The following is a 25,289-nucleotide window of genomic DNA, read 5'->3' on the forward strand; positions in this document are numbered from 1 at the left end:
TGTAGGCGATTGCAAAGATACTGGCCTCTGCTCGCAAACAGCGCGGATTTCTGCTCAGATTTGCTGACAGCAGGTGGGCCATGCTGCTCACGCTATGCGACAATGTGCTCGCCATCATCCGCGCCTGCTCGCAAACGGAGAAGGCCTGTTCTCGCTTTCTGCCAATAGCGAGGAGTGCCGGTGAGCGGTCTGGCAGCGATCGTTCCCGCCGGGTTTGCCGTAAGCATCAGCGCTCCCACTTCCTCAGGCTAGCAACGGATTGATCGTATAATGCCTGGAGCGAGCCGACCTGATTGTCTCGGAAGTGAATCGTCAGCACGAGATTGTCATACGGCAGATTGGCCGTGCAGAGCCCCGGCCGCGAGCCTCCGCCCATGGCGGAGCAACTCGCCAGCGATGGAGGACGCTTCTGACCTGCTTCGGCTGGCAACTGGTATGTCCAGAAAACACCATCACTTACCTTGCGCAGTGTTCGGCCGCGCCATGAAAGCGGGCGACTTGCGCAGACAGTCGAGTTGACAAGCGCCTCTGTTCCCGCTGCGCGGGCACACATCCGCTTCTTGCTTGCCACGCCCACCAAGTTTCGCTCCGGCAAGCTTGCGCTCGGATTTAGGTAGAACGAGAACCCGTCGCTGGGATCGAGCGCTGGTAGAAAGAACGGCTTATCATTGTCGGATATGTCGTTGGCTCTCGGGATGTCGAAGACTCGTCCCTCCAACCTCCTCTCGGCCGAGGCCGAGCACGCGCTGAGCAAGCTGACGATCGATAAAGAAGCTGCGGTAAGATGCCTGTTCATGCCGGCAGGCTATGAGAGAAGCGCAACGTCCACAATCGGTGGCACAGACGACATGCGTTGCGTCCGCGTGCGGGAGATACCAAGGCGAGGACAGCCAGTATCATATCGGCACACCGGCTTCGCGGAGCCGCTCGGTCAGGTCGCGGGTGTGTTCGGCGTCCAGCGTTCCGGCGAGGAACGCGCGTATGTCGGACGGCCGGGTGTTGAGCTGGCTGGCGAGCGCGCCCGCATCGTAACCGTTGCGCGTCAGCGTGGGTTCGAGGTCGTCAATCGCCCGCGACAGCACCTGCTCGACGATCTCGGCCGTGACGGGCTTGGCAGCGAAGCGGAAGCCCTGCTCGAAGGCGAGTGTCAGGTGCATCTCGATCTGGAGCGGGGTGCGCAGGCGCTCGGCGATGAGGTCGATCGCGTCCTCGTTCATCAAGTCGGCAACCTTGACCCCCTCGGCCGCACAGGCGCCGAGCAGCCAGGCAACATAGTCGCGGCGTTCGGCGCCGATGCCCTCATAGTCGAAGGTGGTCGTGCGGTAGCCGATCTCTTCCATTTGCGGGCGGCGCAGGTCGTTGCGTAGCCGAGGATGGCCGACCAGAAGGACCGACAGCAGCACGCCGGCATCAGCCACCACCTCCATCAACCGCTTGAGGCCGGTCAGCGTCTTGTGGTGCAGGTCATGCGCCTCGTCGACCACCAGTACGACCGGGCGCTTGCCCTTGCGCATGATGTCGCGCAGGTCGCGCTCGCGGCGCTCGGCCTGCTTGGGAATCTTCACCTGGGCACGGTCACCGGGCGAGAGATCGTAGAACAGCGCCTCGATCAGCGAGGGCAACGAGGTGCGGCGCTTGTCGACCGCAAGCGACTTGGCGACGGCGACCTTGCCCGCCCGGGCCAGCTCGTCCTCGATGCGGCGCAGCAGGTGCGTCTTGCCCGATCCGACCAGGCCGGAGACGACGATCAACCTGCCGGTCTGCACGGCCGCACAGACCTCGCGCACGAGGTTGCGCTGATGCTCTGTCTCGAAGTTGCCGACGCCTTGGAACGGGCGGGCGAGCCCGTAGCTGGATTGAACGTCGGCGAGCATCAGCTTGTCCCCCGTCTTGACTGGAACCGCTCTCGGATGCGGTCAGCGATGATGGTCTTGTCGAGCGTTTCGCCCAGCAGCGCGTCGATGAAGGCGCGGTCTGCCTCAGGCAGCGAGCCGAGCGGTCGCCGGAGCTGGTCGACGATGGCGTGGCGCGCCGCGAGCCCGGTCGGGTATGCCGTCTCGACCGCCGGCTCCGGAAAAGGTGTTTGCCGCACCGCGAGCCCTGCGGTGGAGGGCGGCAGCGACGGCAGCGGCCGGTCGCCGCCCGTCACGGTCGCGCGGGGCAGCCCCAGCTGGTCAGCGAGCCGGACCACCTTGTCGAGCCGCTCCTCGGCGCGGCTCTTCTGATACTTGCGATAGCGGTAGAGCGGCACGGCGCCGCGCGACGGCTCGTAAGGGCCATGCCGCTTGCCGTCATGCTCCACGAAGAGCTGCTGGTCGAACAGCCCCCAGAGCAGCGTCACCGTCTCGCCGGCGAGCTCGGGCTCGACCTCGTAGGAAGCGCCCTCAACCGAGACGGTCGCGTCGCCCGCAACGGTGCGCCGCTCGGGCTCACGAGCGAAGGCGCAGAACCGCTCCCATGAACACATGGCCCGCACGCCATCGCCGGGCAGGTGCCGCAGCCAGTGCTCGATCCGCGCGTGTGGCTCGGAACGATGGTCGCCGTTGTTGTAGGTGACCAGCGCACGCCGCATCCACAGATTGGCTTCCGCCTCGTCCTTGGGTTTGTGGAAGTGGTACAACGTCTCGTGCACCTCCTTCACCGTGCGGAACGGCCGCTCGACCTTGCCCTTGGCGCGGGCCGCGGTGTGCCGGTCGTCGGCCTTCGGCGGCAGATGGGTGAGGACGCGCACGCCGAGGCTGCCCATCACCGACTGGAACACGCGCGACCGGCTGACCGGGCCGTTGTCCATGTAGATCGTGACCGGCAGGCCCTGGAACGGCAGTTCGGGCTCAGGCTTGGCGGCGAAGGCGTTGAATAGAAAGCGCAGCGCGGACTCGGCATCCTCGCCATAGACGCTGCGATATTCCTGGTAGACCACGCCCGAGCAGTCATCGACGGCCGAGAACAGCATCAGCGTGGGTTTGCCGCGACCCTGCTCGATCCAGAGCGGCGCCTCGACCTGCTTGAGGTCGGACGGGCTCATGTCGAAGTGCCACAGCTCGTTGGATCGCCGCGCCTGAAAACGAACGGCTGCGTGGGGGCGGGTCACGCGGGCATAGTCCAGCCCTGATGAGCGGAGCAGCCGGTCGATGGTCGCCCGCTTCAGCAGGCCGGGTGCTACCTTGACCAGGCCCTCCGGCGTCTCGACGCCATCGGTTTCCAGGAACTCGATGGCGCGGGCGGTCGAAACGTGCCGGCCCTTCTTGTTGGTGGTCCTGATCTTCAGTGCGGCGACGATCTCGGCGTAGCGCTCCATCTCGGCCTGCGGGGCAACCCGCGTCGCACCATGGTCGGACCGGCGCACCGACTTGGGGCGGTTCAGCTCGCGCAACGCCCGGTAAAGGGTCCAGATGGAGATGCCATAGGCCTCGGCCGCACGGGCGATGATCTCGGTGCGACCGGGGTCGCGTGGGGGCAACAGCGACAACCGTCGGCGAAGATCGATCAGCGCCTCTCCAGGCGGTCGCTTCGCCCGGTCAGCCATGGGCTGTTGCAGCCTCCTTGATCGATGCACCGCTGCCGCGCTTGCCTGCATAGCGATAGAGGGTCGCGACCGACACGCCCATGCGCTTGGCGATGTCGCGCACCGGCAACGTGCCCTCCTTCATCATCGCCCGTGCCGCGGCGACGTCGCTCGGGCGCATTGCCGATGGGCGGCCACCCTTGCGACCCTGCCGGCGCGCCTCCACTAGCCCCGCGGTAGTTCGCTCGCGGATCAGGGCACGCTCGAACTGCGCGATGGCGCCGAACACGTGAAAGGTGAGCATGCCACCCGGCGTTGTCGTGTCGATGCTCTCGGTCAGCGACACCAGCCCGATCTTCTCGCGCTCCAGATCCTCGGCCGTGGCGATCAACTTCTTGAGCGAGCGGGCGAGGCGGTCGAGCTTCCAAACAACCAGCGTGTCGCCTGCGCGCAGCACGTCTTCCAGAATGCGCGCCAGTTCGGGCCGGTCATCGCGCGCGCCCGACGCCTTTTCGGTGAACACCCGCTCGCAGCCGGCCCGCCGCAGCGCATCGAGCTGGAGCTCGGGGTTCTGGTCGCTGGTGCTGACCCTGGCATAGCCGACCCGCATGAGCGTCTGATCTTCTCCAAACTCGTGCGGGGCATACCGTTTTGCGACGCGGGTTTCCAGAACAGTTTTGACAAAGTGCGGCCCGCAGATTTACGTTGCCGGCCCAGCAAGGCGATCGGCTCGTCAGAAACGGTCGTTTTGCAGAACCGCTGAGGAGCCGGGTTCATGCAGGTGCTCGATACGGTTGGCTGGGTCGGTGATGGCGACGACACCGACTTCTTCCTCGCAATCGAGCGCACCTTCGATCTGCGCCTGCGCTCGAACCTGCCTTGGACAACGTTCGGCGAGGTGCGTGACCATGTCGTCGCGCATGTCGCAGCCTACAGCGGGGGCGGCACGACATGCGCCACGCAGATGACGTTCTACAGGCTTCGACGCGCGCTCGGGCTTGGCCGGCACGTCGGGCCGGATGCGCCGTTGGCGCCGCTGATCGGTGGGAAGCTGCGCCAAGCGTTCAGCGACCTGGAAGCCGATACCGACCTCAAGATGCCGGCGACGCGAGCCGGATGGCTTGGGATTGTCAGTGGTCTCTGCTTCGCTGTCGCGGTCGCGATCCTCGCCTTCACGACGCTGGCACCTCCCCTTCGCATCTTCGCTGCTGGAGCGAGCGCCTACGCGGGGCTATGGTTACGGCACCTCGACCGCCGGCGATTACCTCGGAGGTGCGACACTATCGGCGATCTCGCCCGACTGGTCACGGAGCAGAACCGTGGCAGGCTTGCCCGCGACGGCGCGCGCCTCACCGCCCCCGAGATTTGGCGGATCATCCAGCAACTGGCCGCCGAGGAGAGCGGGATCGACCCCGATCTGATTGGGTCGGAAACGACCTTCTTCCGAGCCAAAGTGCGAGCAGCCTGATCAATGGCTTACTGGATTGCATAGATTGATGCCGAGACACGGGACATTGCGTGGCGTCGGACTGACGGCTTTGGGTGCCGTTGTCGTCGCAGGCTCTTTCGTCGCTCTCGGATTGCGACCGGATGGGATCGCCAGCTACTATCGCGATACGCTGACTCCGGCAGGGTTTGCCATTTGGTTCTGCGGCTTCGTAGCCGCCACACTCGCTCCACCCGCCATAGCTGTACTCTGCTGGTTTGGCGCCATGCGGTTCCGCTACGGGTGGCTTCTCCACATCCTGCTTGTTCCTGCCACCTACGCCGCTGTGCGAGGATCAATCGCGCTCATGCTCGCGGTAGCAAGTGAGCCGGACAGCGATGGCCCAACGAGATGGGCTACCGATCCAGCAGTGATGCTGATGGTGGTTTGCCCCATCGTGTACTTTCTGATCTTGGGTTCCACAAAGCTGCGTGAGCATCGCGCATCAGCAAATGACTGCTAATCTCGACTTTGTAGTTGGCAGATACCATGAGCGGCCCTTTGCCGTTTGCGAGCAGACGCGGATGATGGCGAGCACATTGTCGGATAGCGTGAGCAGCATAGTCGGCTCGTTGTCAGGTAATCTGGGCAGGAAAAGGCGCTGTTTGCGAGCAGAAGCTGCTACGGTTGCAAGCGCCTACACATAGCCGACGATCAAGTGCCCGTTGCGCTGGTCGATCCTGATGTTGTCGGCGTCGTCGCCAAGCTCGATCCGGGCGACCTCGTGACGGTCGGCATCGGCGTAGAATCGGACGGAACCGTCACCGCACGCGACAACGATCTCTCGCTGCTTCGGAAGGTAGGCGACGCCTTGCGGCTCGTGCAGGCCGGCAATACGCCCTAACACCCGACCGGCCCCGAGATCGATTTCTTCTACCGAGCCGTTGCCATATTCGGCGACGTAAAGCCTGCGACGTTCAAGATCGACCGCCAAGTGGTCGATGCGCCCCTTCACACCGGGGAGATCGATCACCCTCTGCAATACCAGAGGCGATCGCGGATCGGTGGGTTGCACTGTCGCCGGCGCGGCGCACGCGGGAGTCGCCAGCGCCGCTCCAAGCGCGAGCAAGGCGCGTGCGACACTCACGGCTTCTGGATATTCATCCCGTCGAGGGCGGTGCGAAGCCCACGCGCGAGCTTCTTCGCGTCCTGGTTCGACCAGAAGTGCATGAAAAACAGCCGGGGCTCGTCGTCGAGCATGTGGTTGTGAAGTGCGGTTACGTCGATCCCATCGGCTCGCAAGGCGCGCATCACCGGATCGACTTCCTTCGCAGTCATGACGAAATCGCCGGTGATCGCCGCTTTGCCCCCGCCAGTCGGCTGGAAGTTGATCGCGGTCGCCGTGCCCATCGACGCCGGTGCCGGCATTCCGCCCGCCATAGGCTTATCGGCGCGAGGATAGCTGAACTGATAGACGCCGCCGTTGGCCTTGCCCTTCGCCCCCATGAGACGGTCTAGCGCGGCCGTGTCGAGATCGAGTGCCGGGCTCGATCCCGCGCCAACCGAAGGCGGCTGCGAGTCACGCGAGGGTGAAGCGAGTGGTGTCTGACTTACCGCTAAGGCGGCGTGAAGCGCCTGCGCGAGCTTCACCGGATCGCCATGCGCGCCGATATGCATATACATCGTTGCGGGCGCCGAACGCAGAAGATGGTTGTGGATCGCGGTGATCGTGAAGCCGCTGGCGAGCAGCCGGCTCATCACCGGGTTTATCTCCTCTTGGGTGAGCACAAGGTCGCCCATGACCATCACCTCGTCGCCTATCGGCTGGAACGCCGCCCATGAACCGAGCGCAAGGGCGGGCTTGATTGCCACCCCGTCCAGCGTGACGTGCAAGTCGGACCGGGGGAAACCGTAGCGATGCACGCCCCCGGCCTGCTCGGTGCCCGGTCGGCCCATCGCCTGATCGACCTTCGCCCAATCGGGGGCGGCCCACGCGGGGGCCGCAACCGTCAAGGAGAGAAGGCCCGCGATCATCGTCCGTTTCAGCATGTCACCTTATCCCTATTACTGCTCGCGCATCCGGCACGGAAAATGCTCGCGAAGTGCAAGTGTTACACCTGCCAGGCGCGGGAGGCTCCCAACCTGACGATTGCTCGGCACCCACGCCATGAAGATGCGGCTGAGCTGTCCCTTGTTGTAGCCGCCCCCGCAAATACCGTTCGCGTTACCGCCCTTGCCGAACGCTGCCAGCGTGTCGGCGGCACCCTCGATGTAGGAATCGCAGCGACCATTCACCCGGCCACCCTCGGCTTGGCAGCTCTTGTAGAACTGCGCGACCGTCTCGCCAACCTGCGCGCGCGCCGGAGCACTCACGCCGATCACGGCCAAAGCTGTCAGCATTCCCGCAGCTATTCGTCTGGACACTCCGGCTCCTCATTTTTTCTTGTCGGCTTTGGCAGGACTTACGCTGCCCTAAGATTTGGTGCAACTGTTACCAAAGGCCTTAGAACTTGATACATCTGTATGTCTGAACCTGCTCCGCCCCCGTGGCTGCTGCTGATCCCGCAGCTCCCTGCCAAGCCCGCCTATCTTCGGGTGAAGGTCTGGCGTCGCTTGCAGGCGATCGGCGCGGCCCCGCTCAAGAACGCCGTCCATGCGCTCCCCTTGCGCGACGACACGCGCGCGCTGTTCGGGGAGCTACAAGCGGAAATCACGGCCGGCGGCGGCGAGGCGCTGATCCTGGAAGCACGACTTGCGGCGGGAATGACGGATGCTGAATTGCGCGCCGCTTTCGATGCGGCACGTGACGCCGACTACGAAGAGGTGGCGCGTGAAGCTCGCGCTCTGATCGAGGCCGGAGAGGTGGCCATTGTTGATGCGCGGCGACTACGGAAGCGGCTAGAGGAAATCGCCGCGATCGACTTCTTCGGCGCGCATGGGCACCAAGCCGCTCTGTCGGCCATCACCGACGCGGACCACCGCGCGCACGAGCACCCGGACGTGCGCGGGCACGGCTCGCCGGACCTCGCGCCCGCCGAGTTAAAGGGACGCGTTTGGGTCACGCGGTGCCACATTCATGTCGATCGCATCGCCTCGGCCTGGCTCATCCGCCGGTTCATCGACCCGCAAGCGACGTTCCGGTTCGTCGAGGGCAAGGGCTATGCCCCCGCTCCGGGCGAGCTGCGCTTCGACATGGCGGATGCGGAGTTTACCCACGAAGGCGACCGCTGCTCGTTCGAGACGCTGGTGCTGCGCACCGGCCTTGAATCTGACCCGGCGCTCGGCGCGCTCGGTGAAATCGTCCACGATCTCGACATAGGCGATGGCAAGTTCGCCCGGCCGGAAGCGGCCGGTGTCGGCGCTCTCATCGCGGGTATCTGCGCCGCGACCGATGATGACGAGGACCGGCTGGCGCGCGGCTCGGCCGCGCTCGACGGGCTCTACGCCCATTTCTCAAAACGACGCAGGGATTGAGCATGGACGCAAGCGCGATGCCTCACCCCACCGCGTCATCGCCGCGCGAACATGGCATCCCGTTCGGCGAAGCGGTGCGGGTATGGGCCAAAATCGCAGCGCTGAGCTTCGGCGGTCCTGCCGGACAAATCGCGGTGATGCACCGCATCCTTGTCGAGGAAAAACGCTGGATCGGCGAAGCGCGGTTCCTGCACGCGCTCAACTACTGCATGTTGCTTCCCGGCCCCGAAGCGCAGCAGCTCGCCATCTACATCGGCTGGCTGCTCCATCGGACCAAGGGCGGGCTGATCGCCGGCGTCCTGTTCGTCCTGCCGGGCTTTCTGGCAATCATGGCGCTAAGCTGGGTGTACGCACTGCTCGGCAACGTGCGGGTGGTCGAAGGGCTGTTCTTCGGGCTGAAAGCGGCGGTTCTTGCGGTCGTGCTGCAAGCCGTGGTGCGGATCGGCTCGCGTGCGCTCAAGAACAACGTCATGCGCGGACTCGCCGCTGTAGCGTTCGTGGCGCTCTTTCTGTTTTCCGTGCCTTTCCCGCTGGTCATCCTCGCCGCCGGGTTCGTCGGCTATGCCGGGGGACGTGCGAGACACCCCGCGTTTTTGGGCGGAAGCGGGCACGGCTCGGCGGGTGGCAAGCCAGTCCCCGATGCCGAAACCGCCTTGGGCGAACATATCCCTGAACACGCGCGCCCGAACCTGCGCTGGTCGCTGCGCATCAGCGGCGTCCTGCTCGCCTTGTGGATCACGCCAGTCCTTGCCTTGGTCGCTGCGCTCGGCCCTCATAACGTGTTCAGCGAAATCGCGCTGTTTTTCAGCAAGATGGCCGTCGTCACCTTCGGGGGTGCCTACGCCGTGCTCGCCTATGTGGCTCAGCAGGGCGTCGAGCATTACGGCTGGCTCCGTCCCGGCGAAATGCTCGACGGGCTCGGCATGGCCGAAACGACGCCGGGGCCGCTCATCATGGTGACGCAGTTCGTCGGCTTCATGGGCGCATTCCGTCAAGCGACAGGGCTGCCGCCGCTTGTCGCCGCGACGCTTGGTGGCGTGCTCACGACGTGGGTGACGTTCGTGCCCTGCTTCCTGTGGATTTTCGCCGGTGCGCCGTTCGTCGAACGGCTGCGTAGCAACGTCGCGCTATCGGCGGCTCTGGCTGCGATCAGCGCGGCCGTGGTCGGGGTTATCCTCAACTTGGCTGTCTGGTTCGCCCTCCACTCGCTCTTCGCGCGGGTGGCGAAGGTGCCGTTCGCCAACGGGACGCTCGATGTGCCGGTGCTCGCCAGCCTCAACCCGGCCGCCCTGCTTCTCACCATCGGAGCGGTAATCGCGATGTTTCGGTTCAAGGTGGGCGTGCTGCCGGTGCTTGGTGCCTCGGCTGCGGCAGGCGTGGCATTGCGGCTGTCGGGCCTTGCCTAAGTGTTGCTCCTGGCGTGATGCCATTGTGTCACAACCCAACGGGTTGTGAACTGCTATGGTGCGGGCGCAACCCTGATCGTGCATCGCACCGGGTCGCGCGCTCGGGCCGCTGCCTTGCTGCACCCCTCGATCACTTCGCGGTTGGCCGTCACGATCCTGTCGGCCCCGACGATCGCGCGAAACGCGGCCGGGCTGGCGCTCTGCATCATGCGCTGCCCTGCTTCCCAGCGGGGAAGGTCGAGCGTCCGCGCCGCCATGCGCTCGGGCCATTGCCAGCTTGCCGGCGCGATCTCGCGCGCGACCAAGCCCGGCAGGATCGCCCATGCGAAGATGCCGGCCGCTACCCCGCCCAGCCCGAACCATAGCTGCCGGTTCTTCTGGTCGGCCCGCGTCCATGCGGACCCGGCGACGGCGCGAAGCTCGGCCATGACGCGAGCCTTGTCCTCGCCCGCCTTGGCAAGCGCCGCCTGGTCCTCGCGCCGCGCGGCGTTCCCGGCTGCGGCGATGCGCTGCGCCATCTGCTCGGGCGACATCGCCAGCGCCGGACTCCGGGCGATCACGTCGTTGATGACCGCGATACGGTCGGCCGTGGCGTCCAGGCCCTGCTGCATCCGGCCCAATGTCTCGGTATAATCGGGCACGTCGATCGCGCCGCGCTCGGCCGTCAGTCCCTCGATCGCCCGCCGCAACAGCGTTACCTCGGCCCGGACCTCCGCTAAAGCCTCGGCCGCCGCGTCGCTGCCGTCATACTCCGCCTCGTCCGTCATCCTCTCTCCTACCGGCTCATGCCACGGTCGCGGTCACGCCCGATGCTGACCGACTGCGCCAATTCCTGCCCGATCGACCGGCCCCGCTCCATGCTCAACGCCAGCTCGGGGGCGCGTCGCTGCAACACGGATTCAAGCTGCGGGTCGCGGTGCAACCCGCCCGCGATGCCCTCCATGCGCTTGCCGAGCCGTTCCGCGCCCGCATGGTCGCCCGCACGCTCCATGCTGGCGCGCGCTTCCTTCATGCCCTGCCACTGCTCCACGAACCGGCCTGCGCGCTTCTCCGGGTCGATGCGGACCTGGCGCTCCGCCTCCATCGCCTTCGCCGCGCCGCCGGTGTTCCCCTCGGCCGCGTCCCGCGCGAGCCGGAGGTCACGCTCGATCGCGCTAGCAAGGTCGCGCGCGCCATGCGGCCGCACCTGGTCGAGCGCGTCGCCGGCCTTCGCCAGCGCCTGTTCCTGGTGCGCCAGCACCGGCAACCCCTTGTCCTTCATCCGGCCTATATCGGCTGCGGCGCGCCCATAGCGTTCAATCGCGCGGGCCTGCGAGGGTGCCATTGGCCGATCGGTCACACCACGCTCCGGCGACGTCGCTTTCTCGGTTACTGGTTTCGGCCGGAACCCCGCGAACATACCCCGCGCCTTGTCGCGAACCTTCTCCACGACCTGGCGCGCGAGTTCCGGGAACCGGATCTCGCGCCGATCGGCGAACGCCCGCGCCTGATCCTGCTCGGGCCGGGCGTAGTCGCCCGCCATGTCTTTCGACCGCTCGCGCGACAGGGTGCGAACGAGCTGGCGCTGATCGGCGAAGTCGTCGCGCCCGTAGTGAAGCTGCGCGCTATCGCGGTGCCGGGTCATGCCGACATAGGTGCTGTGGCGGTCCATGCCGGGAGTGGCGAGAACATGGGCGCGATCGACCGTCACGCCCTGCGACTTGTGGAACGTCGCCGCGTAGCCGTGATCGACCGCCGCATAGTCCTTAGTGTCGAACGCCACGCTGCGCCCGCTGTCGAGCCGGACGTTCATGCGGTGGGGCGTCACGCCCTCGATAGTGCCAAGCGTTCCGTTCTTCACGCCTAGCGACCGCTCGTTCCGCAGGAACATCAAGCGGTCGCCCGCCGCGAACGCCCGCTCGCCACGGTCCGCCTTCACCGTCACGTCCTCGCCAAGCTCGCCGGTGGCGCGCACCCGCTCGCGCGCTTCCCCATTCAGCTCTCGGACCTCGGCGTTGGTGTGCGTGAAGATGATCTGTGACTTGCCCGGCTCGGCATGGCGCTTGCCATCCCAATCATCGACCAGCCCCGCCCGCGCGTCCTGGCGGGTGGCGTGCTCATGCACCATGCCGTGTGCGTCATAGGCTCGGATCGCCTCGCCGGTCCTGCCGGTCGCGAGCTGGCGCGTGGCCTCCTTCTGCCAGTCTTGGCGCTGCCGGCGTATCTCGGTGATCTCGGCCGCGCCGTGGCGCTCGGTGACGCTGCGGAACGCCGCACCCGCCTCGATCGCCTGCAACTGCTCGGGGTCGCCTACCATCACGACCTTGGCCCCGGCGTCGCGCGCCTGGCTCAACACCCGCTCCATCTGGCGCGAGCCGATCATGCCGGCTTCGTCCACGACCAGCACGTCACGCGGGCTTAGCTGCTCGCGCCCCTGCCCCCATGCGTGTTCCAGGCTGGCGATGGTGCGGGACTGGATGCCCGACCCGCCCTCAAGGTTCTCGGCCGCGATGCCCGACAGCGCCGCGCCGCGAACCTGGTAGCCCTCCCGCTCCCACGCCTCGCGCGCGACGCCAAGCATCGCCGATTTGCCCGAACCGGCATAGCCGACGACGGACGCCAGCCCCGCGCTGCCGGTCACATGATCGAAGGCGTCGCGCTGCTCGGCCGACAGGACAAGCCCCTTGGCGCTGGCTGCGCCGATCGCGGCGTCACGGTGCCGATCGGCGACGCCATGCTCGCCCCTACCCACCAGCTCGTCGCCCGCGCGCTCAAGCCGCGCCTCCACGGCAATCATGTCGCGCGACGTGAACCGCTCCTGGTCGCGTCCGTCCTTCCCCAATGCGACTAACTCGGGCGATGCGCGCACCGCGCCCATCACCTGGTCGAACTGCTCCTTGCCGTCGCTGTGCCGGAACGCGAACGTCGCAAGGTCGCGGGTGGTGAACGTCGCTTGGCTGCGCGTGATCGCGTCCAGCGCGATCGACGGGTTGGCGATGATCTTCGCGCCATTGTCGCGGGCGATGCGGGCGTGATCCTCGATCCGCTCGGCCTCAAACCCCTGCTCCGGTCGCCGCGATGCTGCGGGTCCGATCTTGTGCTGCGGCTCCAGCTCGATGCCCTGCGCCTCATAGGAGCGATGGTCGATCCGCCCCTCAAGCCCCAGCTCCGCCATGCGCTCGTTGACGTGCGCGCTCCATGCCTCGCGCCAGTCCTTCAACAGCTCGGTCGAGTTCCAGTCACGGTTCTTCTTACCGAACCCCTCCGGCCCTACGTCGCGCATCGCCAGCATGACGTGCGCATGAGGCTTGGGACTGCCGTCCTTCGCCTTGTCCCAATGCACGTTCAGGTCCGCGACCATCCCGCGATCGACAAACTGCTTCTTCACGAAATCCTGCGCCAGCGCGACGCCCTGTTTCTCGCTCATCTCGCGCGGAATCGAGAACTCCACCTCACGGGCAAGCTGCGCGTCCTTGCGCTTCTCCCCCGCCTCCACCTCGTTCCACAAGTTCGCGCGCTCGTTTAAACGCTCCGGCGCGCCCTCCGGCAACATCACCTCGGAGTGGATCACGCCCGCCTTATTCGAGAAGTCGTGATCGCGCCCGAGCCGGTCGTCGTGCAGCTCCGACGCGGAACGATAGGCCGCGCTCGCGACGGCGCTCGATCCGTTCGCGCGGCTCACGACCTTGGCGGAGAAGTGATAGATCGCCATGACGCTCCGCACACTGCCCTACTTAGCGCACGTCGGCAACGACGTATAAGCGCGCACTCACAATCCGCTCCGCTCCTCTTGATTGACTTCGTGCTGCTTTCTATTCGTTCTGACTTTAACCTCATGCTGGGTACGCTAAGATACTACCGACCGATGCGAGGAAGGGTGAAGCGATGCGGAAGGTTCGCGATTACGATGCCGAACTGAAGGTGCTGGGTGACAAGGCCCGGGCGCTCAAGGCGAAGCGGGTCGAACAGCTCGGCCAACTCGTCGCTGCGACCGGGGCTGATGCGCTCGATGCGGAAACCCTTGCCGGCGTCCTGCTGGATGCGATCGGGTCGAATGATGCCAGCGCAAAGGAGGCGTGGCGCGCGAAGGGCGTAGCCTTCTTTCAACGGCGTGGGCGCAAAGGTGCTGGCGCTGCTGCAATCGACGGATCGGGCGCTGCGATTGAACCGGGCGGCGACGCTGCGGGCGGAAGCGGCGGAACGACGAACGGATAGGAGGGGCTGGGTCGTGCAACGTCGCGAACGCACACGCCACCTGATTGAGCTGGGTGGGCTGGTTCAGAAAGCCGGGCTGGTCGAACTGACCGACGACGATCGCGCCACCCTTTACGGTGCGCTGCTCGATCTCGCTGGGCGTGGTCGCGGTGACGATGCTGGCGACATGCTGGCGCTATGGAAAAGACGCGGAAAACGGGCGTTTGATGCTGAGCTGAACGCGAACGAAGAGGTCGCAGAATGAACTCTAGGACGCGTGAACCGATATCCGATGTGTTGACCAAGGTCCCGGCGCTCACTTTGGGCTTTTGGATCATCAAGATACTGGCGACCACTCTCGGCGAAACCGGTGGTGATACCGTGTCGATGAGCTGGCTTGGCGAGACGACGCCGAATGCCGGTCAGTCTGGTCTCAACGGATATCTCATCGGGACGGCAATCTTCGGGCTGCTGCTCGTTGCGCTGGTTTGGCTGCAAATCCGGGCGCGCCGGTTCAATCCGTGGCTCTACTGGGCAACCATCATCGCCTCGACGACGGCGGGAACGACGCTTGCCGATTTCGCGACGCGCTCGCTCGGCATCGGCTATCCGGGCGGCTCCCTCCTGCTGCTGGGCTGCGTCCTCGCCTCGCTGTTCGCGTGGTATCGAACGCTCGGTAGCGTCGCCGTCGATACGGTCGTGGGGCCGCGGGAAGAGACCTTTTACTGGATCACGATCACATTGTCGCAAACGCTGGGCACCGCCCTTGGCGACTGGATCGCGGATGGAAGCCTCGGCTATTCGGGAGCCGCGCTAGTATTCGGCGGTGCGCTGGCGGTGGTTACCGCGCTTTACTTTTGGACGAATGTTTCGCGCGTCATCCTGTTCTGGTCGGCGTTCATTCTGACCCGGCCGCTGGGGGCGACGGTAGGGGATTTTCTCGACAAGCCAGTGGCCAAGGGCGGACTGGAGTTCAGTCGCCCTCTGGCGACCACCGTTCTGGCGGTCGCCATATTGCTGCTCATTCTTGTCCTGCCCCAACGCGCAGGACGGCACCCGGGCAAGGCATGATGCGGCTTGCAACACCATCAGCGCCGGCTTGGAGTCCACGGAGAAGGATAACCCAGTGAGCGATTTCGATATCGAGACGATCCGCCGCCAGGTCCGCGCGATGGATTTTGTGCGGGGCACGCCGACCGAAATCGCGATGTGGCACGAGGACATGGCGGACTCGCGCGCCAACCTAGTCATCGAAGACATGATCCCGTCGCCCAACGACGATGCGTTTTTCGGGATGATGTTGGATGAGGGCGTGCCCCCTCCCCTCGTGTCGCAAATCCTGCTCCGGCTGCTCGATCATCCCGACGCCGATCGGTCCCTGCCGGTCACGCCTATTCAACGGTCGATGTGATGCCCGAAACCGTCGATCGGAATGAACAGATCGCGCCCTTTGATACCGGCCCGTTGCTGCGGGCGGTGGATGATCTGGACGTGATGCGCGATCATTTCAAAGGCGATGATTACAACGCACCGGAGATGCGGCACGACCTGTTGCGCTTGCACGAATTAGCCATGCGCTTCGTCAATGAGGGGCACACCGATCCGGTCATGGCCGAAGAAATGTTCGACCTGGCGGCAGACCTGGAATGTCGCATCCAGGACCTATCTGATGCGCTGGCCAGGATGCTTGCTCCGATCCGCACGCTGCAAGCATTGGAGCCGAGCGATCAGGAGAGACCGGGTTTTTGATGTGCTCGCCTTTGCAGAACGCTATCATATTCTGATCTTGAGATATTCCGAGCGTAACGACGCCCCGGTCATTACGCTCCCGCTGGGGAAGTAGCATGGGCCTTGCGCGCGCCACCCGTAATCTCGCCCGCACCGCCCGTGCCAACCCGATGTGGGCCTTGTTCGGCATCCTGCTCGCCCCTTTCCGGTTCGCCCGGCACATCATCGGCGTGGTCCTGTTCGCAATGGCGCTGTTCGTGGCGCTATTCCTCCTGCTGATGCTTTCGATCTGGTACTTCGGCCTCGATAAGAACGGCGCTGTCGCTCAGCTTGGCGTGTTCGGGATCAGCGGTGCCGTGGTCCTGGTCACGGCCTGGATGTTCGTCCTGCCCCTGCTTCGCCGGTTCGACTATGGTGATAGCGCCGACACACATGGTTCGGCCCGCTTTGCCACAGCCGGGGAAGCCCAGGCGCTCAACGACGATCACGGCCTGCTGATCGGCCGCGACGTGAAGACCGGCAAGCCGATGCGCTATGCCGGTCCCGCCCACCTGCTGACGATCGCCCCCACCCGCACCGGCAAGGGCGTCGGCACGATCATCCCCAACCTGCTCGAATATCCGTTCGCGGTCGTCTGCATCGACCCCAAGGGTGAGAACGCCCGCATCGCCGCGCGCCAGCGCGGCAAGTTCGGCGCGGTCCATGTCCTCGATCCGTTCGGCGTCACCGGCCTCACCTCGGCCGCGTTCAACCCGCTCGATCGCATCGACCCCAACGGCCTCGATCTCGCCGACGACTGCATGACGCTCGCCGACGCGCTGGTCCACGACGCGCCCGGCGAAGCCGGCGACGCGCATTGGAACGAGGAAGCCAAGGCGCTGATCGCCGGCATCCTGCTTCACGTCGTCACCACCGAACCGCCCGCCACCCGCACCCTGGACACACTGCGCGACCGGCTGACGCTCGCCCCGGCCGCGTTGGCGACGCAGCTCGCCGCGATGCAAGGACAAGGTGGCCTGGTCGCGCGCGCCGCCAATCGCCAGCTCGGCAAGTCCGATCGCGAAGCCGCCGGCGTCCTGTCGGCCGCGCAGCGCCACACGCATTTTCTCGATTCACCCCGCATGGCGACGGTGCTGGGGGGTTCGGATTTTACGTTCGCCGGTTTGAAGGATGCGCCCGCGACGGTGTTCCTCGTGCTGCCGCCCGATCGGCTCGCCAGCTATGCCCGCTGGCTGCGCCTGATGGTGGCGCAAGCCCTGACCGAGCTGGCCCGCGCCCCCGGTCGCCCGCCCTGGCCGGTGCTGTTCCTGCTCGACGAGTTCGCCGCGCTCGGCCGTCTCGAACCGGTCGAACGCGCGATGGGACTGATGGCGGGCTATGGCGTCCAGCTCTGGCCGATCCTCCAGGACGTGCACCAACTCCGCGCGCTCTACGGCCAGCGCGCCGGCACCTTCCTGTCCAACGCCGGCGTCCTCCAGGTGTTCGGGGTCAACGATCAGGACAGCGCCAAGCTCGTCTCCGATCTGGCGGGGCAGGAAACGGTCGTGTTCGATACCATGAGCCGCGCGATCGACGCGGAGAAAACCGGGATCTCCTTCGGACAACAGCATGTCGGCCGCGCCCTGCTCACTCCCGATGAGGTCCGCACCCTCAAGCCCGATCGTCAGCTCCTGTTCCTAGCCGGGCAGCGGCCGATCGTCGCCGCCAAACTGCGCTACTATGCCGATCGCGAGTTCGCCGGGCGATTCGATCCTGCGTGATTGATCCTCGAAAGCACGAATGACGACAATGAAGCCGGGAACGGCACGGTCGATTTAAGCCCTGCTGGTGACGTTCGCTGCGATCGGCACCTCGGACACGTTGAAAGCCCCTTCCCTGCCCTCACCGCGCTCCTGGGGGCTGCTGGGGTATGATCCGACCCCTACCCTCCCGACTTCTTCCTCGCCTAGCCAGCGGCGCTTGCGCCGCCTCTGTGACGCCGAAGGCGGCACGAAACGAAAGCGCATCGGCCATAGGCCGATTCCATACTTCTGCCTTTCGCCTGTCACGCATACACCGTTGCTGGTTTCGCGTTCGGTAGGTTAAGTGATTCTATTAAATAGGAATCGTTAAGAAGGTTAAGGTACCGAAATCGCCCGAATCGGCATTCGTAATCAATGGCTTAGTGGAACACCTGGTGGGTGAAACCCCGTGATTCGGTGTGTGAAACCCCGATAGAGCGGTGTGTGAAACCCCGAAGCAAAGGTGGGTGAAACCCCGAGCCTGAGCGGTCGAAAAGCGCCCGCAAATACCACTTATCCACAGGTCACGCTGTCCTACCCACTCGGCGCACCGCGACGCGGCTCCGGCGGCAATACCGCTGCGGTGTGTGATCCCCCGATAGTTTGAGCCTCGGGTGGGTGAAACCCCGATAGTCAGCGACGGCCTGCAAGCCGATCCATGTGGGCGTCGACTTGATCGGCGCGCTGCCGATCGGCGACCATGCGAGCGCGTCGCTCCTCCTCCGCCCGCATCTTCTCGGCGAACTCCAGCGCCTCGGCCTCGCCGCGCAACCGGAATAGTACGGCCGGACTCTTGTCGGCCGTTTCGGTCAGCTCCATGCCGTAATCGGGAAGCTGGTCGGCCTCAATCGCCCGCCGCAACATCCGATTGAACTCCTTGGGCTTGGCGTCGCTGCCGGTCTTGTCGCGCAACACCTCCACCCGGCATGTCCACCCGCCGCGTTGCGAACCGGCGTGCTTGCGCGCGATGCGATACAGCGCGCGCTCCAGCCCTCCCGACAGAAGGAAATAATCGGGGTGCATGGTGAGGAGCGATTTCTCGTTCACGATCCCCTCGTAAACCCAATCCGAGAGGGTCAGCGTCATGCCGCGGGGCTGCTCGGTGTCGGCGTCGGTGTCAAAGGTCCAGCTATCGAGCCAGTTGAAGCCTGCCTTCTGCCGGCGCTTCGTCGCGCGGATCGAGGTCGTGATCGAAGTCGTTTGGAGCCGGAGCAGCGCCGCCTGCAACTCCTGATAGTCTCGGCCGCCGGTGCTGCGCTTGATCGCGCGTAGCAGGTCGTAGGGCGTCGTCGTCAGCGTGCGCGGCAAGTCGTTCAAGCCCTGCTGCTTCATGCGATTGAGCGTGGATGCCGCCCATATCAGGATATCGGCGTCCCATATGGTCGCCATGCCGTAATCGGGAATGGCCTGCACCCGCACCCATGCCTCGCCGTCCGGGCTGCGATACTCGATCGGCTTCAATCGCTTGCGCTTTTGAAGCGAGAAGAACGGCCGCTCCATGACCTCGCGCTGATCCTTGAGCGGAAGGTCGCCAAGCGCCGGAATGAACAGGTCGAACTCGGGATTGGGGTCGCGGCGCTTGCTCACGGCGCGAACCTGGCATGGCCCCGCTGCACGAGATACTGCCGCAACAGCCGCTCGGTCACGACGGTCAGCGGTTCCCCGCCCTCCTCGACGCTGAGCTGGCGCAACGTGCGGTGCATGTCCTCGGGGATATGGATCAGGACCGGCTTCTTGCCCGGATGGCTGCTGCGGGACGGCGATACGGTGGCGTCAGCCGTGCGCCGCGCCCTAGGTGCCGATCGCGCCGGTGCGCGGGCGGGCGTCGACTCCGCGACCGGCTCGGGCGCGGGCGCCTCCGGCTCGTCATCGAAGATGCCCGCCAATGCCGATGGTTTCCGGGCCATCACGCCACCTCGCTTATTAGCTTAGTCGTATAGCCGCTTAATCGCTTAGCCTCGTCATAGGCGGCGCGCAACTCGGCCGCGGCCTTGCCGTCCGGCTCCAGCTCGGCGGCTGTCTGGCCGATCGGCGTTGCGCGGTAATAGTCCTTGCGGAAGTGAAGGCGGCTATCGAACAGCCCGATGCCCTTGGCGGCGAAACCCGCGCGGGCCTCCTCCCCCTCCCCGCCCTGGTGCGGCACTTGCGTCAGGATCACCGCGAACGGCGTCCCGGCCTGCTGCACCTGCTTGACCGTTTGCAGGACCGAGTGAACGTCCAGCCCGCGCGGAGCGACGGGGATGATGACGAAATCGGCCTGCTCGGCGGCAAGCATGGCGATATCCTTGGAGTTCGCCGGCGTGTCGATGATGATGAGGTCGAGCTTGCCGCTGGCGCGCCCCCGCGTGACGTGCAGCGGCAGGCCGGCGACGCTGCTGTCCTTTACCGTCACGTCCTCGAGCGCGCGCCGCTCGGACCAGTAGAGCGCCGATCCCTGGCGATCATCTGCATCAAGGATTACGACGGCCGCGCCCTCGCGCGCCGCTTCGACCGCGAAGCCCGTCGCCAGCGTCGTTTTCGATTGCCCGCCCTTCTGGGCGATAATGGCCCATGTCTGCATGACCCACTCCTGTTAAGCGACTAAGCGGTTTATATAGATTAGTCGCTTAGTCGTCCAGCCGCTTAGTCGCTTAGCTTTATGACCTCCTATTCCTCTGGTTCAGTGTCATCCTCGTCACTGTCGAGCCGGTCGTGGTGCATCGCCCCGTGGTCCGCGATCGGGCAGAGCGGCGCGCCCGCCGTCTCCAGCCATTTACGCGCGGTCCTCACCGTGTAGCCGCACGCCTGGCACTCGCATTTGAGCATCCGCGCCGGCTGTTTCTTGGGCGCGGTGGTCTCGCCGTCCGTGTCGAGCCGGGCATGGGGGAGGGGGCCTGCGGCGGCAAGGATCGGTGCGACCGCGCCAAGGAACCCCTCGCCGGGCGTCGTCGCGCGCATCGGTCCAATCAACCCCAGCCCGGTAGCGATGCGTTTAAACGCCTTCCCGTGTCCGGCTGCGATGCCGACTGCGGCGTGGACCAGTTCGTGCGCGAGGATCGCCGCGATCTGCGCGGGCATCGCGTCGGGCGCGTGCGCGAGGTCGGGCCGGATGAAGATTTCAAAATGGCCGTCCGCGCTCAGACGGTTATCCCAGCACTCGCCGATCGCCTTGCCCTTGCGGCCCGCGCTGGTGAAGCCGATCGCAACGCGGATGCGGTCGGGCAGAGGGGTATCCAGCACGTCGAACAGCGGGGCCATGCCGACCGCCACCCGGTTCAGCCAGCTCTCGCGATTATCGTGGTCCATGTCGTCGTCTCCCTTTCAAAATCGCCCTCGGGGCGATGGCCTTCCGCCATCGGCCCTGCCTCGTGGCGAACAGCGGGGGAGAGGGGGGCAACGGGAATCTGTCGGGGTGGTGCGGACGCAGGCGCTAGCCGAGCCACGGCCGGCTGATTGTCGTTGCTGGGGAGAGGGGGCGGCGCTCCCTTTCCCCTTCTAACGGAGATCTCCGCCGGCATCGCCGGCGTCCACTTGGGCGGGGCACGGCCCGCCCGCGCGAGCGATCGTCACCCGTATGGGGGTGCGCCGTTGTGGCGCGAAGAAGAAAGGAGTGTTCGAATGAACTGAGCTTATTGGCATAGCTCATGCCTGACCGACTTACCGGGGCCGGTGATGAATCGGCTGAGACCCCGAAAGGGGGACGGGACCATAGCATGTCGGGGTAGGGATCGAAGTTGGGCGCCGCAGCCTGACAGCTGACCAGCAGGCAAGATGCGCATGGTGAAGACTGGATTGTCTGAATCCCAGTTTCCAACGACCACTAGGTAGGTGACGGTGAACGCGGCTGACACATCGTCTCGAGCGGAGCGAGGAGCACGTCCCAGTGAATCGCTGCCAATCCGTTCGGCGTGGCCCCTGTCAGGGGACTAAGGAAACGAACGGGGCACCTAACCGCATCGCGACTCCTCACTCGCGCAACTGCGGGATCGCCTAAACAGGACGGCTCGCCGGACCTGCATGGCGACGGAGCCGTCATAGTAGTCAAACGCCCGGTGTAATGGCCGGGACAGCCGCCGCGAGGCGGACGGGGTAGCGGTATAAGCGGGAGCGATCCTTGTCGAAATCCGCTGCGTCCGGGCGAAGGACGGCAGTTCTGTAACTCGATGGATCAATGGAAAGGGACTGCTGATGCAGACCGCTACTATCCTGAGACGGATCGAGAAGCTTCCGGCCCTGTCGCGGGCGGGCAAGCGGATCAATGGTCTCAACCGCCTCATGCGGTCCCGCTGCTTATATGAGCGGGCCTATGACAGAGTATCCCGGAATCGGGGTGCGATGACGCCGGGAGTGGACGGACAGACCTTCGACGGCATGACGCTGGCGAGGCTCGACCGTCTGGTTCAAAGCGTGGCGGAAGGCCGTTACCGCCCTCGTCCAGTGCGACGGGTCTATATCCCCAAGGGCAATGGTAAGATGCGCCCATTGGGTATCCCAACGGCGGATGATCGCATCGTTCAGGAGGCGGCGAGGATGGTCCTCGCGGCGATCTATGAACCTGTGTTCTCGAAACACAGCCATGGGTTCCGCGCGGGTCACTCCTGTCACACGGCTCTCGAAGAGATCCGTAAAACCTGGACGGGCGTAAAATGGCTGATCGAGGTGGATGTCCGCGGGTTCTTCGACAACATCGACCATGACATCCTGCTCGGCCTCTTGGCCCGGCGGATCGATGATCCAGTGTTCATCGATCTGATCGGGACAATGCTTAAAGCCGGGTGCATGGACGACTGGAAGTTCGAACGGACTTATAGCGGCACCCCACAGGGCGGGGTTATCTCGCCCCTGCTCGCCAATATCTATCTCCATGAACTTGATGAGTTCATGGAGTCGATGCGGCGGGGCTTCGACAAAGGCGACAGACGGCGGGCGAACCCCGCGTATGTTGCCTGCTCTCAGCAAATCGCCGCTCTCCGCAAGGAGATCGATGCAGTCCGTGCCGATGGTGCGGGCGATGGCGAGGTTCGCGTCCGATTGGCGCTAATCGAAGCTGTCAAACAGGATCGGCGGAAACTCTCTTCCGTCGATGACATGGACCCCAACTTCCGCCGCCTGCGGTATTGTCGCTATGCTGACGACTTCCTCGTTGGCGTGATCGGCAGCAAGGCGGACGCTGTCCGGATCATGGCCGATATACAGCGCTTTCTCGCTGATCGGCTCAATCTGGCGGTGTCACCGGAGAAAACCGGGGTTCGCGATGCATCGAAGGGATCGCCGTTCCTTGGCTTCCATGTATGCGCCTTCACGTTGCGCTCCGCCGGAACAATGGCGGGGCGGCAAAAGACCGGCGGTGGAACGCGTAGCGTTCTTCGTCGGCCGACGCGAGGGAATATCAAGCTGTGGGTGCCACGGGATCGGGTCTATGCGTTCTGCAGGCGCAAAAAGCTCGGCAACCTCGACATGAGGAATGGTCGGGTGCGCCCGCAGCTCATGGAATCCAGTGTGCCGGAGATCATCGTAGCCTACAACTCGGAGTTCCGAGGCTTCGCGAACTACTACGCGATCGCCGATGGCGTGAAAGCGTCACTCGACAAGTTGGAACTGGTCATGCTCAGGAGCCTCTTCGCGACTGTGGCATGCCGGCGACGCTCGACGAGGCGGCAGGCCGAGGAATATCTGAAGATGGGGTCGGACCACGGGATTACGACCGTGGTCCGGGGCGAGCCGCGCGTTCATAAGGTGTGGAAACTGAAGCATCTGATCGTGAAGACGTGGGATAACCCCATCGTCGACACCATCACGGTAGGCTCTCGCCTTGCGCAGAGTCCGAACGATCTGGTCACGCGTCTTAGTGCCGAGCAATGCGAGGCATGTGGCGATACCGATGGTCCGTTCGAGATGCATCATCCCAATCGCTTGAAGGACAAGCGGCGCGACCAACTGACGCCTTGGGTGCAATCGGCACGACGGCGCAGGACAATCGTCCTGTGCCGAAAGTGTCACGTTGCCCATCATGGCGGCCGGATGCCCAGCGGAATGGAGAGCCGTGTGCATTGAAAGGTGCAAGCACGGTTCGGGGGGAGGCGCTGGGGCGTCCTCGAAAGAGGCGTCTCGCGTCTACCCTACCGAGACGACGGCACGGCGGCTCGATCGGAGCGCGAGCGGAGATAGAGCGCGGCCCGGCACGGGCGCGCCTGCCAGCTCGGGTGGTTGAAAACGACCGGACTAAGTGCTACACAATGACGATGACGGAGGAAGGCCAACCGCGAACCTTCAAAACGGCCTGGTTCTCAAAGGCGGCGCGCAAGGCGCTTATTGCCGACACGGAACTATGCGACGCGATGGAACAGGTGCGGAAAGGACAATGCGACGATCTCGGCGGAGGCGTGTTCAAGAAGCGGCTCGACAAGAACCGCCACCGCAGCATCATTCTCGCCAAAGGCGAACGATATTGGGTTTACGAGTATCTGTTCGCCAAGAAGGACAGAGAGAACATCGAAGACGACGAGCTGGCCGACTTCCGCAAGCTGGCGAAAGGTTATGCGGGTCTGAGGGACGAACAGGTGTCTCAGCTCCTCGCGGAAGGGGACTGGTTGGAGATTTGCCATGACCATCAAACGTAAGTTCAAAAGCGACGCCTTTGAGGCGATTCATTCATCCGCGTCGGCAATGTTCAAGGTCGGCGCGATCAACAAGGCGACCATGCGCCATTTCGACAAGTCGTGCCTGACGATCCCGACCGCGTTCGCGCCGGCCGATATCAAGGAATTGCGCGAGCGCCACCATGTCAGTCAGCCGGTGTTCGCGCGCTATCTCAACACCAGCGAGAGCACGATCGAGAAATGGGAGGCGGGCACGAAAAAGCCGAGCGGTGTGGCCTTGAAGCTGCTCACGATCATCCAGAAGCACGGGCTGGAAGTGCTCGCCTGATATCTTCATGCGATACACCGATTAGTCGCATAATCGCTTATTCGCTTAGCTGTGATGAAAAGTCTGAATCACAGCCGTTTTCTGCTTTCGTTCCGCCCTCTGCTGACTCATAGAATCGTCATGCCGATCGCGCGCGAACATCGCTGGCTCTATCCGATCGACTGGCGCGAGCTGTCCAACCTCATCCGGTTCCGGCGCGCTAAAGGACGCTGCGAGCATTGCCGCCGCCCGCACGGCCGCAACGTGCTGCACCTGGGCGATGGGGTATGGTGGGACGAGGACGCCGCGACCTGGCGCGACGGGCAGGGCAGGGGTCTTCGCCGTCTGCCGTCGCCGGACGAGCTGGCGCGGGCGCAACCGGGGTTCGCCGGCATCGACCCGCCCGCCCATTTGCGGGCCACGCGCGTCATCCTCGCCAGCGCACACCTGAACCACGATCCCGGCGACAACCGGCCGCGCAACCTCGCGGCGCTCTGCCAGCGCTGCCACATGGTCCACGACGCTACTGAACATCGCCGGCGCCGTTGGCTCAACGAGTTCCGGCTGCGCGCGATCGGCGACCTGTTCGCCTGACTGCCGGGCGGCTCTGTTGCAAAAATCGTGAAGCTTGAGCATGCTTGGCGGAGATTGGACGGACGGAACGATGACGGATTTCAAGTGGCGCCATTTCCAGGGTGATGTGATCCTGTGGGCGGTGCGCTGGTATTGTCGCTATCCGATCAGCTATCGCGACCTTGAGGAAATGCTGGCGGAACGCGGCATTTCGGTCGACCATACGACGATCTATCGCTGGGTCCAGTGCTACGCCCCGGAGATGGAGAAGCGGCTGCGCTGGTTCTGGCGGCGTGGCTTTGATCCGAGCTGGCGCCTGGATGAAACCTACGTCAAGG

The 25,289-nt window shown here is 64.8% G+C and carries 26 protein-coding genes and 1 pseudogene; 14 read left to right on the plus strand and 13 right to left on the minus strand.

Going from position 1 to position 25,289, the window contains the following annotated elements:
* Nucleotides 1-226 precede the first annotated feature (226 nt).
* From V474_RS25945 to V474_RS24400, 4 genes are all read right to left on the minus strand, one after another.
* Nucleotides 227-796, minus strand: a complete 570-nt coding sequence (locus tag V474_RS25945) for a hypothetical protein (protein ID WP_062121710.1) — start codon at nt 794-796, stop codon at nt 227-229.
* A gap of 100 nt (nt 797-896) precedes the next feature.
* The gene (locus V474_RS24390; protein WP_007685991.1) at nt 897-1,874 is read right to left on the minus strand and encodes an ExeA family protein; all 978 of its coding nucleotides are present in this window, start codon (nt 1,872-1,874) and stop codon (nt 897-899) included.
* Entirely contained in the window at nt 1,874-3,526 is a 1,653-nt protein-coding gene (locus tag V474_RS24395) for an IS481 family transposase (RefSeq protein WP_007685992.1), read from the minus strand. The genes V474_RS24390 and V474_RS24395 overlap by 1 nt, the downstream gene beginning before the upstream one ends.
* A complete protein-coding gene (locus tag V474_RS24400) occupies nt 3,519-4,115 on the minus strand; it encodes a recombinase family protein (RefSeq protein WP_007685993.1) in 597 nt (198 codons plus the stop codon). The genes V474_RS24395 and V474_RS24400 overlap by 8 nt, the downstream gene beginning before the upstream one ends.
* Before the next feature lie 165 nt (nt 4,116-4,280).
* Between V474_RS24400 and V474_RS24405 the strand changes: the two genes are divergently transcribed.
* Nucleotides 4,281-4,973 carry a hypothetical protein gene (locus tag V474_RS24405; protein ID WP_007685994.1) on the plus strand — a complete coding sequence of 231 codons (693 nt, stop codon included), beginning with the start codon at nt 4,281-4,283 and terminating at the stop codon, nt 4,971-4,973.
* A gap of 655 nt (nt 4,974-5,628) precedes the next feature.
* Here the strand turns inward: V474_RS24405 and V474_RS24415 are convergent.
* The 3 genes from V474_RS24415 to V474_RS24425 are packed head-to-tail and all read right to left on the minus strand — an operon-like array spanning nt 5,629 to nt 7,331.
* On the minus strand, nt 5,629-6,078 hold the full coding sequence (locus V474_RS24415) for a YncE family protein (RefSeq protein ID WP_059153731.1): 450 nt from the start codon (nt 6,076-6,078) through the stop codon (nt 5,629-5,631).
* Complete coding sequence (locus V474_RS24420; protein ID WP_059153732.1) at nt 6,075-6,980, minus strand: DUF1259 domain-containing protein; 906 nt, start codon at nt 6,978-6,980, stop codon at nt 6,075-6,077. The genes V474_RS24415 and V474_RS24420 overlap by 4 nt, the downstream gene beginning before the upstream one ends.
* 15 nt (nt 6,981-6,995) lie before the next feature.
* Nucleotides 6,996-7,331, minus strand: coding sequence for a Rap1a/Tai family immunity protein (locus tag V474_RS24425; RefSeq protein ID WP_059153733.1), 336 nt, complete (start codon nt 7,329-7,331; stop codon nt 6,996-6,998).
* Nucleotides 7,332-7,454: 123 nt separating this feature from the next.
* Here V474_RS24425 and V474_RS24430 point away from each other — a divergent pair, with 123 nt between their 5' ends.
* Together V474_RS24430 and chrA are read left to right on the plus strand one after the other, a co-directional pair.
* Nucleotides 7,455-8,405 (plus strand): chromate resistance protein ChrB domain-containing protein, encoded by a 951-nt coding sequence (locus V474_RS24430; protein ID WP_330219655.1) that lies wholly within the window; start codon nt 7,455-7,457, stop codon nt 8,403-8,405.
* Between the two features lie 2 nt (nt 8,406-8,407).
* A complete protein-coding gene (gene chrA, locus V474_RS24435) occupies nt 8,408-9,811 on the plus strand; it encodes a chromate efflux transporter (RefSeq protein WP_059153734.1) in 1,404 nt (467 codons plus the stop codon).
* A 53-nt stretch (nt 9,812-9,864) separates the two neighbouring features.
* Here chrA and V474_RS24440 read toward each other — a convergent pair whose 3' ends face one another.
* Complete coding sequence (locus tag V474_RS24440; RefSeq protein ID WP_059153735.1) at nt 9,865-10,578, minus strand: DUF6118 family protein; 714 nt, start codon at nt 10,576-10,578, stop codon at nt 9,865-9,867.
* An 8-nt stretch (nt 10,579-10,586) separates the two neighbouring features.
* Nucleotides 10,587-13,502, minus strand: coding sequence for a Ti-type conjugative transfer relaxase TraA (gene traA / locus V474_RS24445; RefSeq protein ID WP_059153736.1), 2,916 nt, complete (start codon nt 13,500-13,502; stop codon nt 10,587-10,589).
* Nucleotides 13,503-13,675: 173 nt separating this feature from the next.
* On the opposite strand from traA, the gene V474_RS24450 reads away from it, so the two are divergent.
* The 6 genes from V474_RS24450 to V474_RS24475 all read left to right on the plus strand — a co-directional run bounded on the left by V474_RS24450 (nt 13,676) and on the right by V474_RS24475 (nt 17,472).
* The gene (locus tag V474_RS24450; RefSeq protein WP_059153737.1) at nt 13,676-14,005 is read left to right on the plus strand and encodes a conjugal transfer protein TraD; all 330 of its coding nucleotides are present in this window, start codon (nt 13,676-13,678) and stop codon (nt 14,003-14,005) included.
* A gap of 13 nt (nt 14,006-14,018) precedes the next feature.
* Nucleotides 14,019-14,249 carry a conjugal transfer protein TraD gene (locus V474_RS24455; protein WP_059153738.1) on the plus strand — a complete coding sequence of 77 codons (231 nt, stop codon included), beginning with the start codon at nt 14,019-14,021 and terminating at the stop codon, nt 14,247-14,249.
* Entirely contained in the window at nt 14,246-15,055 is an 810-nt protein-coding gene (locus V474_RS24460) for a COG4705 family protein (protein ID WP_059153739.1), read from the plus strand. The genes V474_RS24455 and V474_RS24460 overlap by 4 nt, the downstream gene beginning before the upstream one ends.
* Nucleotides 15,056-15,110: 55 nt before the next feature.
* Nucleotides 15,111-15,395, plus strand: a complete 285-nt coding sequence (locus tag V474_RS24465; RefSeq protein ID WP_059153740.1) for a hypothetical protein — start codon at nt 15,111-15,113, stop codon at nt 15,393-15,395.
* The gene (locus V474_RS24470; protein ID WP_059153741.1) at nt 15,395-15,733 is read left to right on the plus strand and encodes a hypothetical protein; all 339 of its coding nucleotides are present in this window, start codon (nt 15,395-15,397) and stop codon (nt 15,731-15,733) included. The genes V474_RS24465 and V474_RS24470 overlap by 1 nt, the downstream gene beginning before the upstream one ends.
* Nucleotides 15,734-15,828: 95 nt before the next feature.
* A complete protein-coding gene (locus V474_RS24475; protein ID WP_059153742.1) occupies nt 15,829-17,472 on the plus strand; it encodes a type IV secretory system conjugative DNA transfer family protein in 1,644 nt (547 codons plus the stop codon).
* A gap of 654 nt (nt 17,473-18,126) precedes the next feature.
* Here the strand turns inward: V474_RS24475 and V474_RS24480 are convergent.
* From V474_RS24480 to V474_RS24495, 4 genes are all read right to left on the minus strand, one after another.
* On the minus strand, nt 18,127-19,080 hold the full coding sequence (locus V474_RS24480; RefSeq protein WP_059153743.1) for a replication initiator protein A: 954 nt from the start codon (nt 19,078-19,080) through the stop codon (nt 18,127-18,129).
* Nucleotides 19,077-19,379 (minus strand): hypothetical protein, encoded by a 303-nt coding sequence (locus V474_RS24485; protein ID WP_236711434.1) that lies wholly within the window; start codon nt 19,377-19,379, stop codon nt 19,077-19,079. Before V474_RS24485 ends, V474_RS24480 begins: the two co-directional genes overlap by 4 nt.
* Nucleotides 19,380-19,399: 20 nt before the next feature.
* Entirely contained in the window at nt 19,400-20,053 is a 654-nt protein-coding gene (locus V474_RS24490) for a ParA family protein (protein ID WP_059153745.1), read from the minus strand.
* A gap of 86 nt (nt 20,054-20,139) precedes the next feature.
* Nucleotides 20,140-20,778, minus strand: a complete 639-nt coding sequence (locus V474_RS24495) for a SprT family zinc-dependent metalloprotease (RefSeq protein ID WP_059153746.1) — start codon at nt 20,776-20,778, stop codon at nt 20,140-20,142.
* 882 nt (nt 20,779-21,660) lie between these two features.
* Between V474_RS24495 and V474_RS24500 the strand changes: the two genes are divergently transcribed.
* The 5 genes and pseudogenes from V474_RS24500 to V474_RS24520 all read left to right on the plus strand — a co-directional run.
* Complete coding sequence (locus tag V474_RS24500) at nt 21,661-23,526, plus strand: reverse transcriptase/maturase family protein (protein ID WP_059153288.1); 1,866 nt, start codon at nt 21,661-21,663, stop codon at nt 23,524-23,526.
* Nucleotides 23,527-23,714: 188 nt separating this feature from the next.
* Nucleotides 23,715-24,092 (plus strand): type II toxin-antitoxin system RelE/ParE family toxin, encoded by a 378-nt coding sequence (locus tag V474_RS24505; protein ID WP_201786092.1) that lies wholly within the window; start codon nt 23,715-23,717, stop codon nt 24,090-24,092.
* Nucleotides 24,076-24,399 (plus strand): helix-turn-helix domain-containing protein, encoded by a 324-nt coding sequence (locus V474_RS24510; protein ID WP_059153748.1) that lies wholly within the window; start codon nt 24,076-24,078, stop codon nt 24,397-24,399. Before V474_RS24505 ends, V474_RS24510 begins: the two co-directional genes overlap by 17 nt.
* A 54-nt stretch (nt 24,400-24,453) precedes the next feature.
* Nucleotides 24,454-24,972 carry a hypothetical protein gene (locus V474_RS24515; protein ID WP_236711435.1) on the plus strand — a complete coding sequence of 173 codons (519 nt, stop codon included), beginning with the start codon at nt 24,454-24,456 and terminating at the stop codon, nt 24,970-24,972.
* A 70-nt stretch (nt 24,973-25,042) separates the two neighbouring features.
* Nucleotides 25,043-25,289, plus strand: a pseudogene (locus tag V474_RS24520) (IS6 family transposase); the annotation flags it as partial.

The sequence above is a fragment of the Novosphingobium barchaimii LL02 genome, assembly GCF_001046635.1.
Taxonomy (GTDB): domain Bacteria; phylum Pseudomonadota; class Alphaproteobacteria; order Sphingomonadales; family Sphingomonadaceae; genus Novosphingobium; species Novosphingobium barchaimii.

What these genes read in the sequence shown, in the direction of transcription:
- V474_RS25945 (WP_062121710.1), bottom strand. Translation starts at nt 796, where the DNA reads ATGAACAGGCATCTTACCGCAGCTTCTTTATCGATCGTCAGCTTGCTC.
- V474_RS24390 (WP_007685991.1), bottom strand. Translation starts at nt 1,874, where the DNA reads ATGCTCGCCGACGTTCAATCCAGCTACGGGCTCGCCCGCCCGTTCCAA.
- V474_RS24395 (WP_007685992.1), bottom strand. Translation starts at nt 3,526, where the DNA reads ATGGCTGACCGGGCGAAGCGACCGCCTGGAGAGGCGCTGATCGATCTT.
- V474_RS24400 (WP_007685993.1), bottom strand. Translation starts at nt 4,115, where the DNA reads ATGCGGGTCGGCTATGCCAGGGTCAGCACCAGCGACCAGAACCCCGAG.
- V474_RS24405 (WP_007685994.1), top strand. Translation starts at nt 4,281, where the DNA reads ATGCAGGTGCTCGATACGGTTGGCTGGGTCGGTGATGGCGACGACACC.
- V474_RS24420 (WP_059153732.1), bottom strand. Translation starts at nt 6,980, where the DNA reads ATGCTGAAACGGACGATGATCGCGGGCCTTCTCTCCTTGACGGTTGCG.
- V474_RS24425 (WP_059153733.1), bottom strand. Translation starts at nt 7,331, where the DNA reads ATGCTGACAGCTTTGGCCGTGATCGGCGTGAGTGCTCCGGCGCGCGCG.
- V474_RS24430 (WP_330219655.1), top strand. Translation starts at nt 7,455, where the DNA reads ATGTCTGAACCTGCTCCGCCCCCGTGGCTGCTGCTGATCCCGCAGCTC.
- chrA (WP_059153734.1), top strand. Translation starts at nt 8,408, where the DNA reads ATGGACGCAAGCGCGATGCCTCACCCCACCGCGTCATCGCCGCGCGAA.
- V474_RS24440 (WP_059153735.1), bottom strand. Translation starts at nt 10,578, where the DNA reads ATGACGGACGAGGCGGAGTATGACGGCAGCGACGCGGCGGCCGAGGCT.
- traA (WP_059153736.1), bottom strand. Translation starts at nt 13,502, where the DNA reads ATGGCGATCTATCACTTCTCCGCCAAGGTCGTGAGCCGCGCGAACGGA.
- V474_RS24450 (WP_059153737.1), top strand. Translation starts at nt 13,676, where the DNA reads ATGCGGAAGGTTCGCGATTACGATGCCGAACTGAAGGTGCTGGGTGAC.
- V474_RS24460 (WP_059153739.1), top strand. Translation starts at nt 14,246, where the DNA reads ATGAACTCTAGGACGCGTGAACCGATATCCGATGTGTTGACCAAGGTC.
- V474_RS24470 (WP_059153741.1), top strand. Translation starts at nt 15,395, where the DNA reads ATGCCCGAAACCGTCGATCGGAATGAACAGATCGCGCCCTTTGATACC.
- V474_RS24475 (WP_059153742.1), top strand. Translation starts at nt 15,829, where the DNA reads ATGGGCCTTGCGCGCGCCACCCGTAATCTCGCCCGCACCGCCCGTGCC.
- V474_RS24490 (WP_059153745.1), bottom strand. Translation starts at nt 20,053, where the DNA reads ATGCAGACATGGGCCATTATCGCCCAGAAGGGCGGGCAATCGAAAACG.
- V474_RS24495 (WP_059153746.1), bottom strand. Translation starts at nt 20,778, where the DNA reads ATGGACCACGATAATCGCGAGAGCTGGCTGAACCGGGTGGCGGTCGGC.
- V474_RS24500 (WP_059153288.1), top strand. Translation starts at nt 21,661, where the DNA reads ATGCAGACCGCTACTATCCTGAGACGGATCGAGAAGCTTCCGGCCCTG.
- V474_RS24505 (WP_201786092.1), top strand. Translation starts at nt 23,715, where the DNA reads ATGACGGAGGAAGGCCAACCGCGAACCTTCAAAACGGCCTGGTTCTCA.
- V474_RS24510 (WP_059153748.1), top strand. Translation starts at nt 24,076, where the DNA reads ATGACCATCAAACGTAAGTTCAAAAGCGACGCCTTTGAGGCGATTCAT.
- V474_RS24515 (WP_236711435.1), top strand. Translation starts at nt 24,454, where the DNA reads ATGAAAAGTCTGAATCACAGCCGTTTTCTGCTTTCGTTCCGCCCTCTG.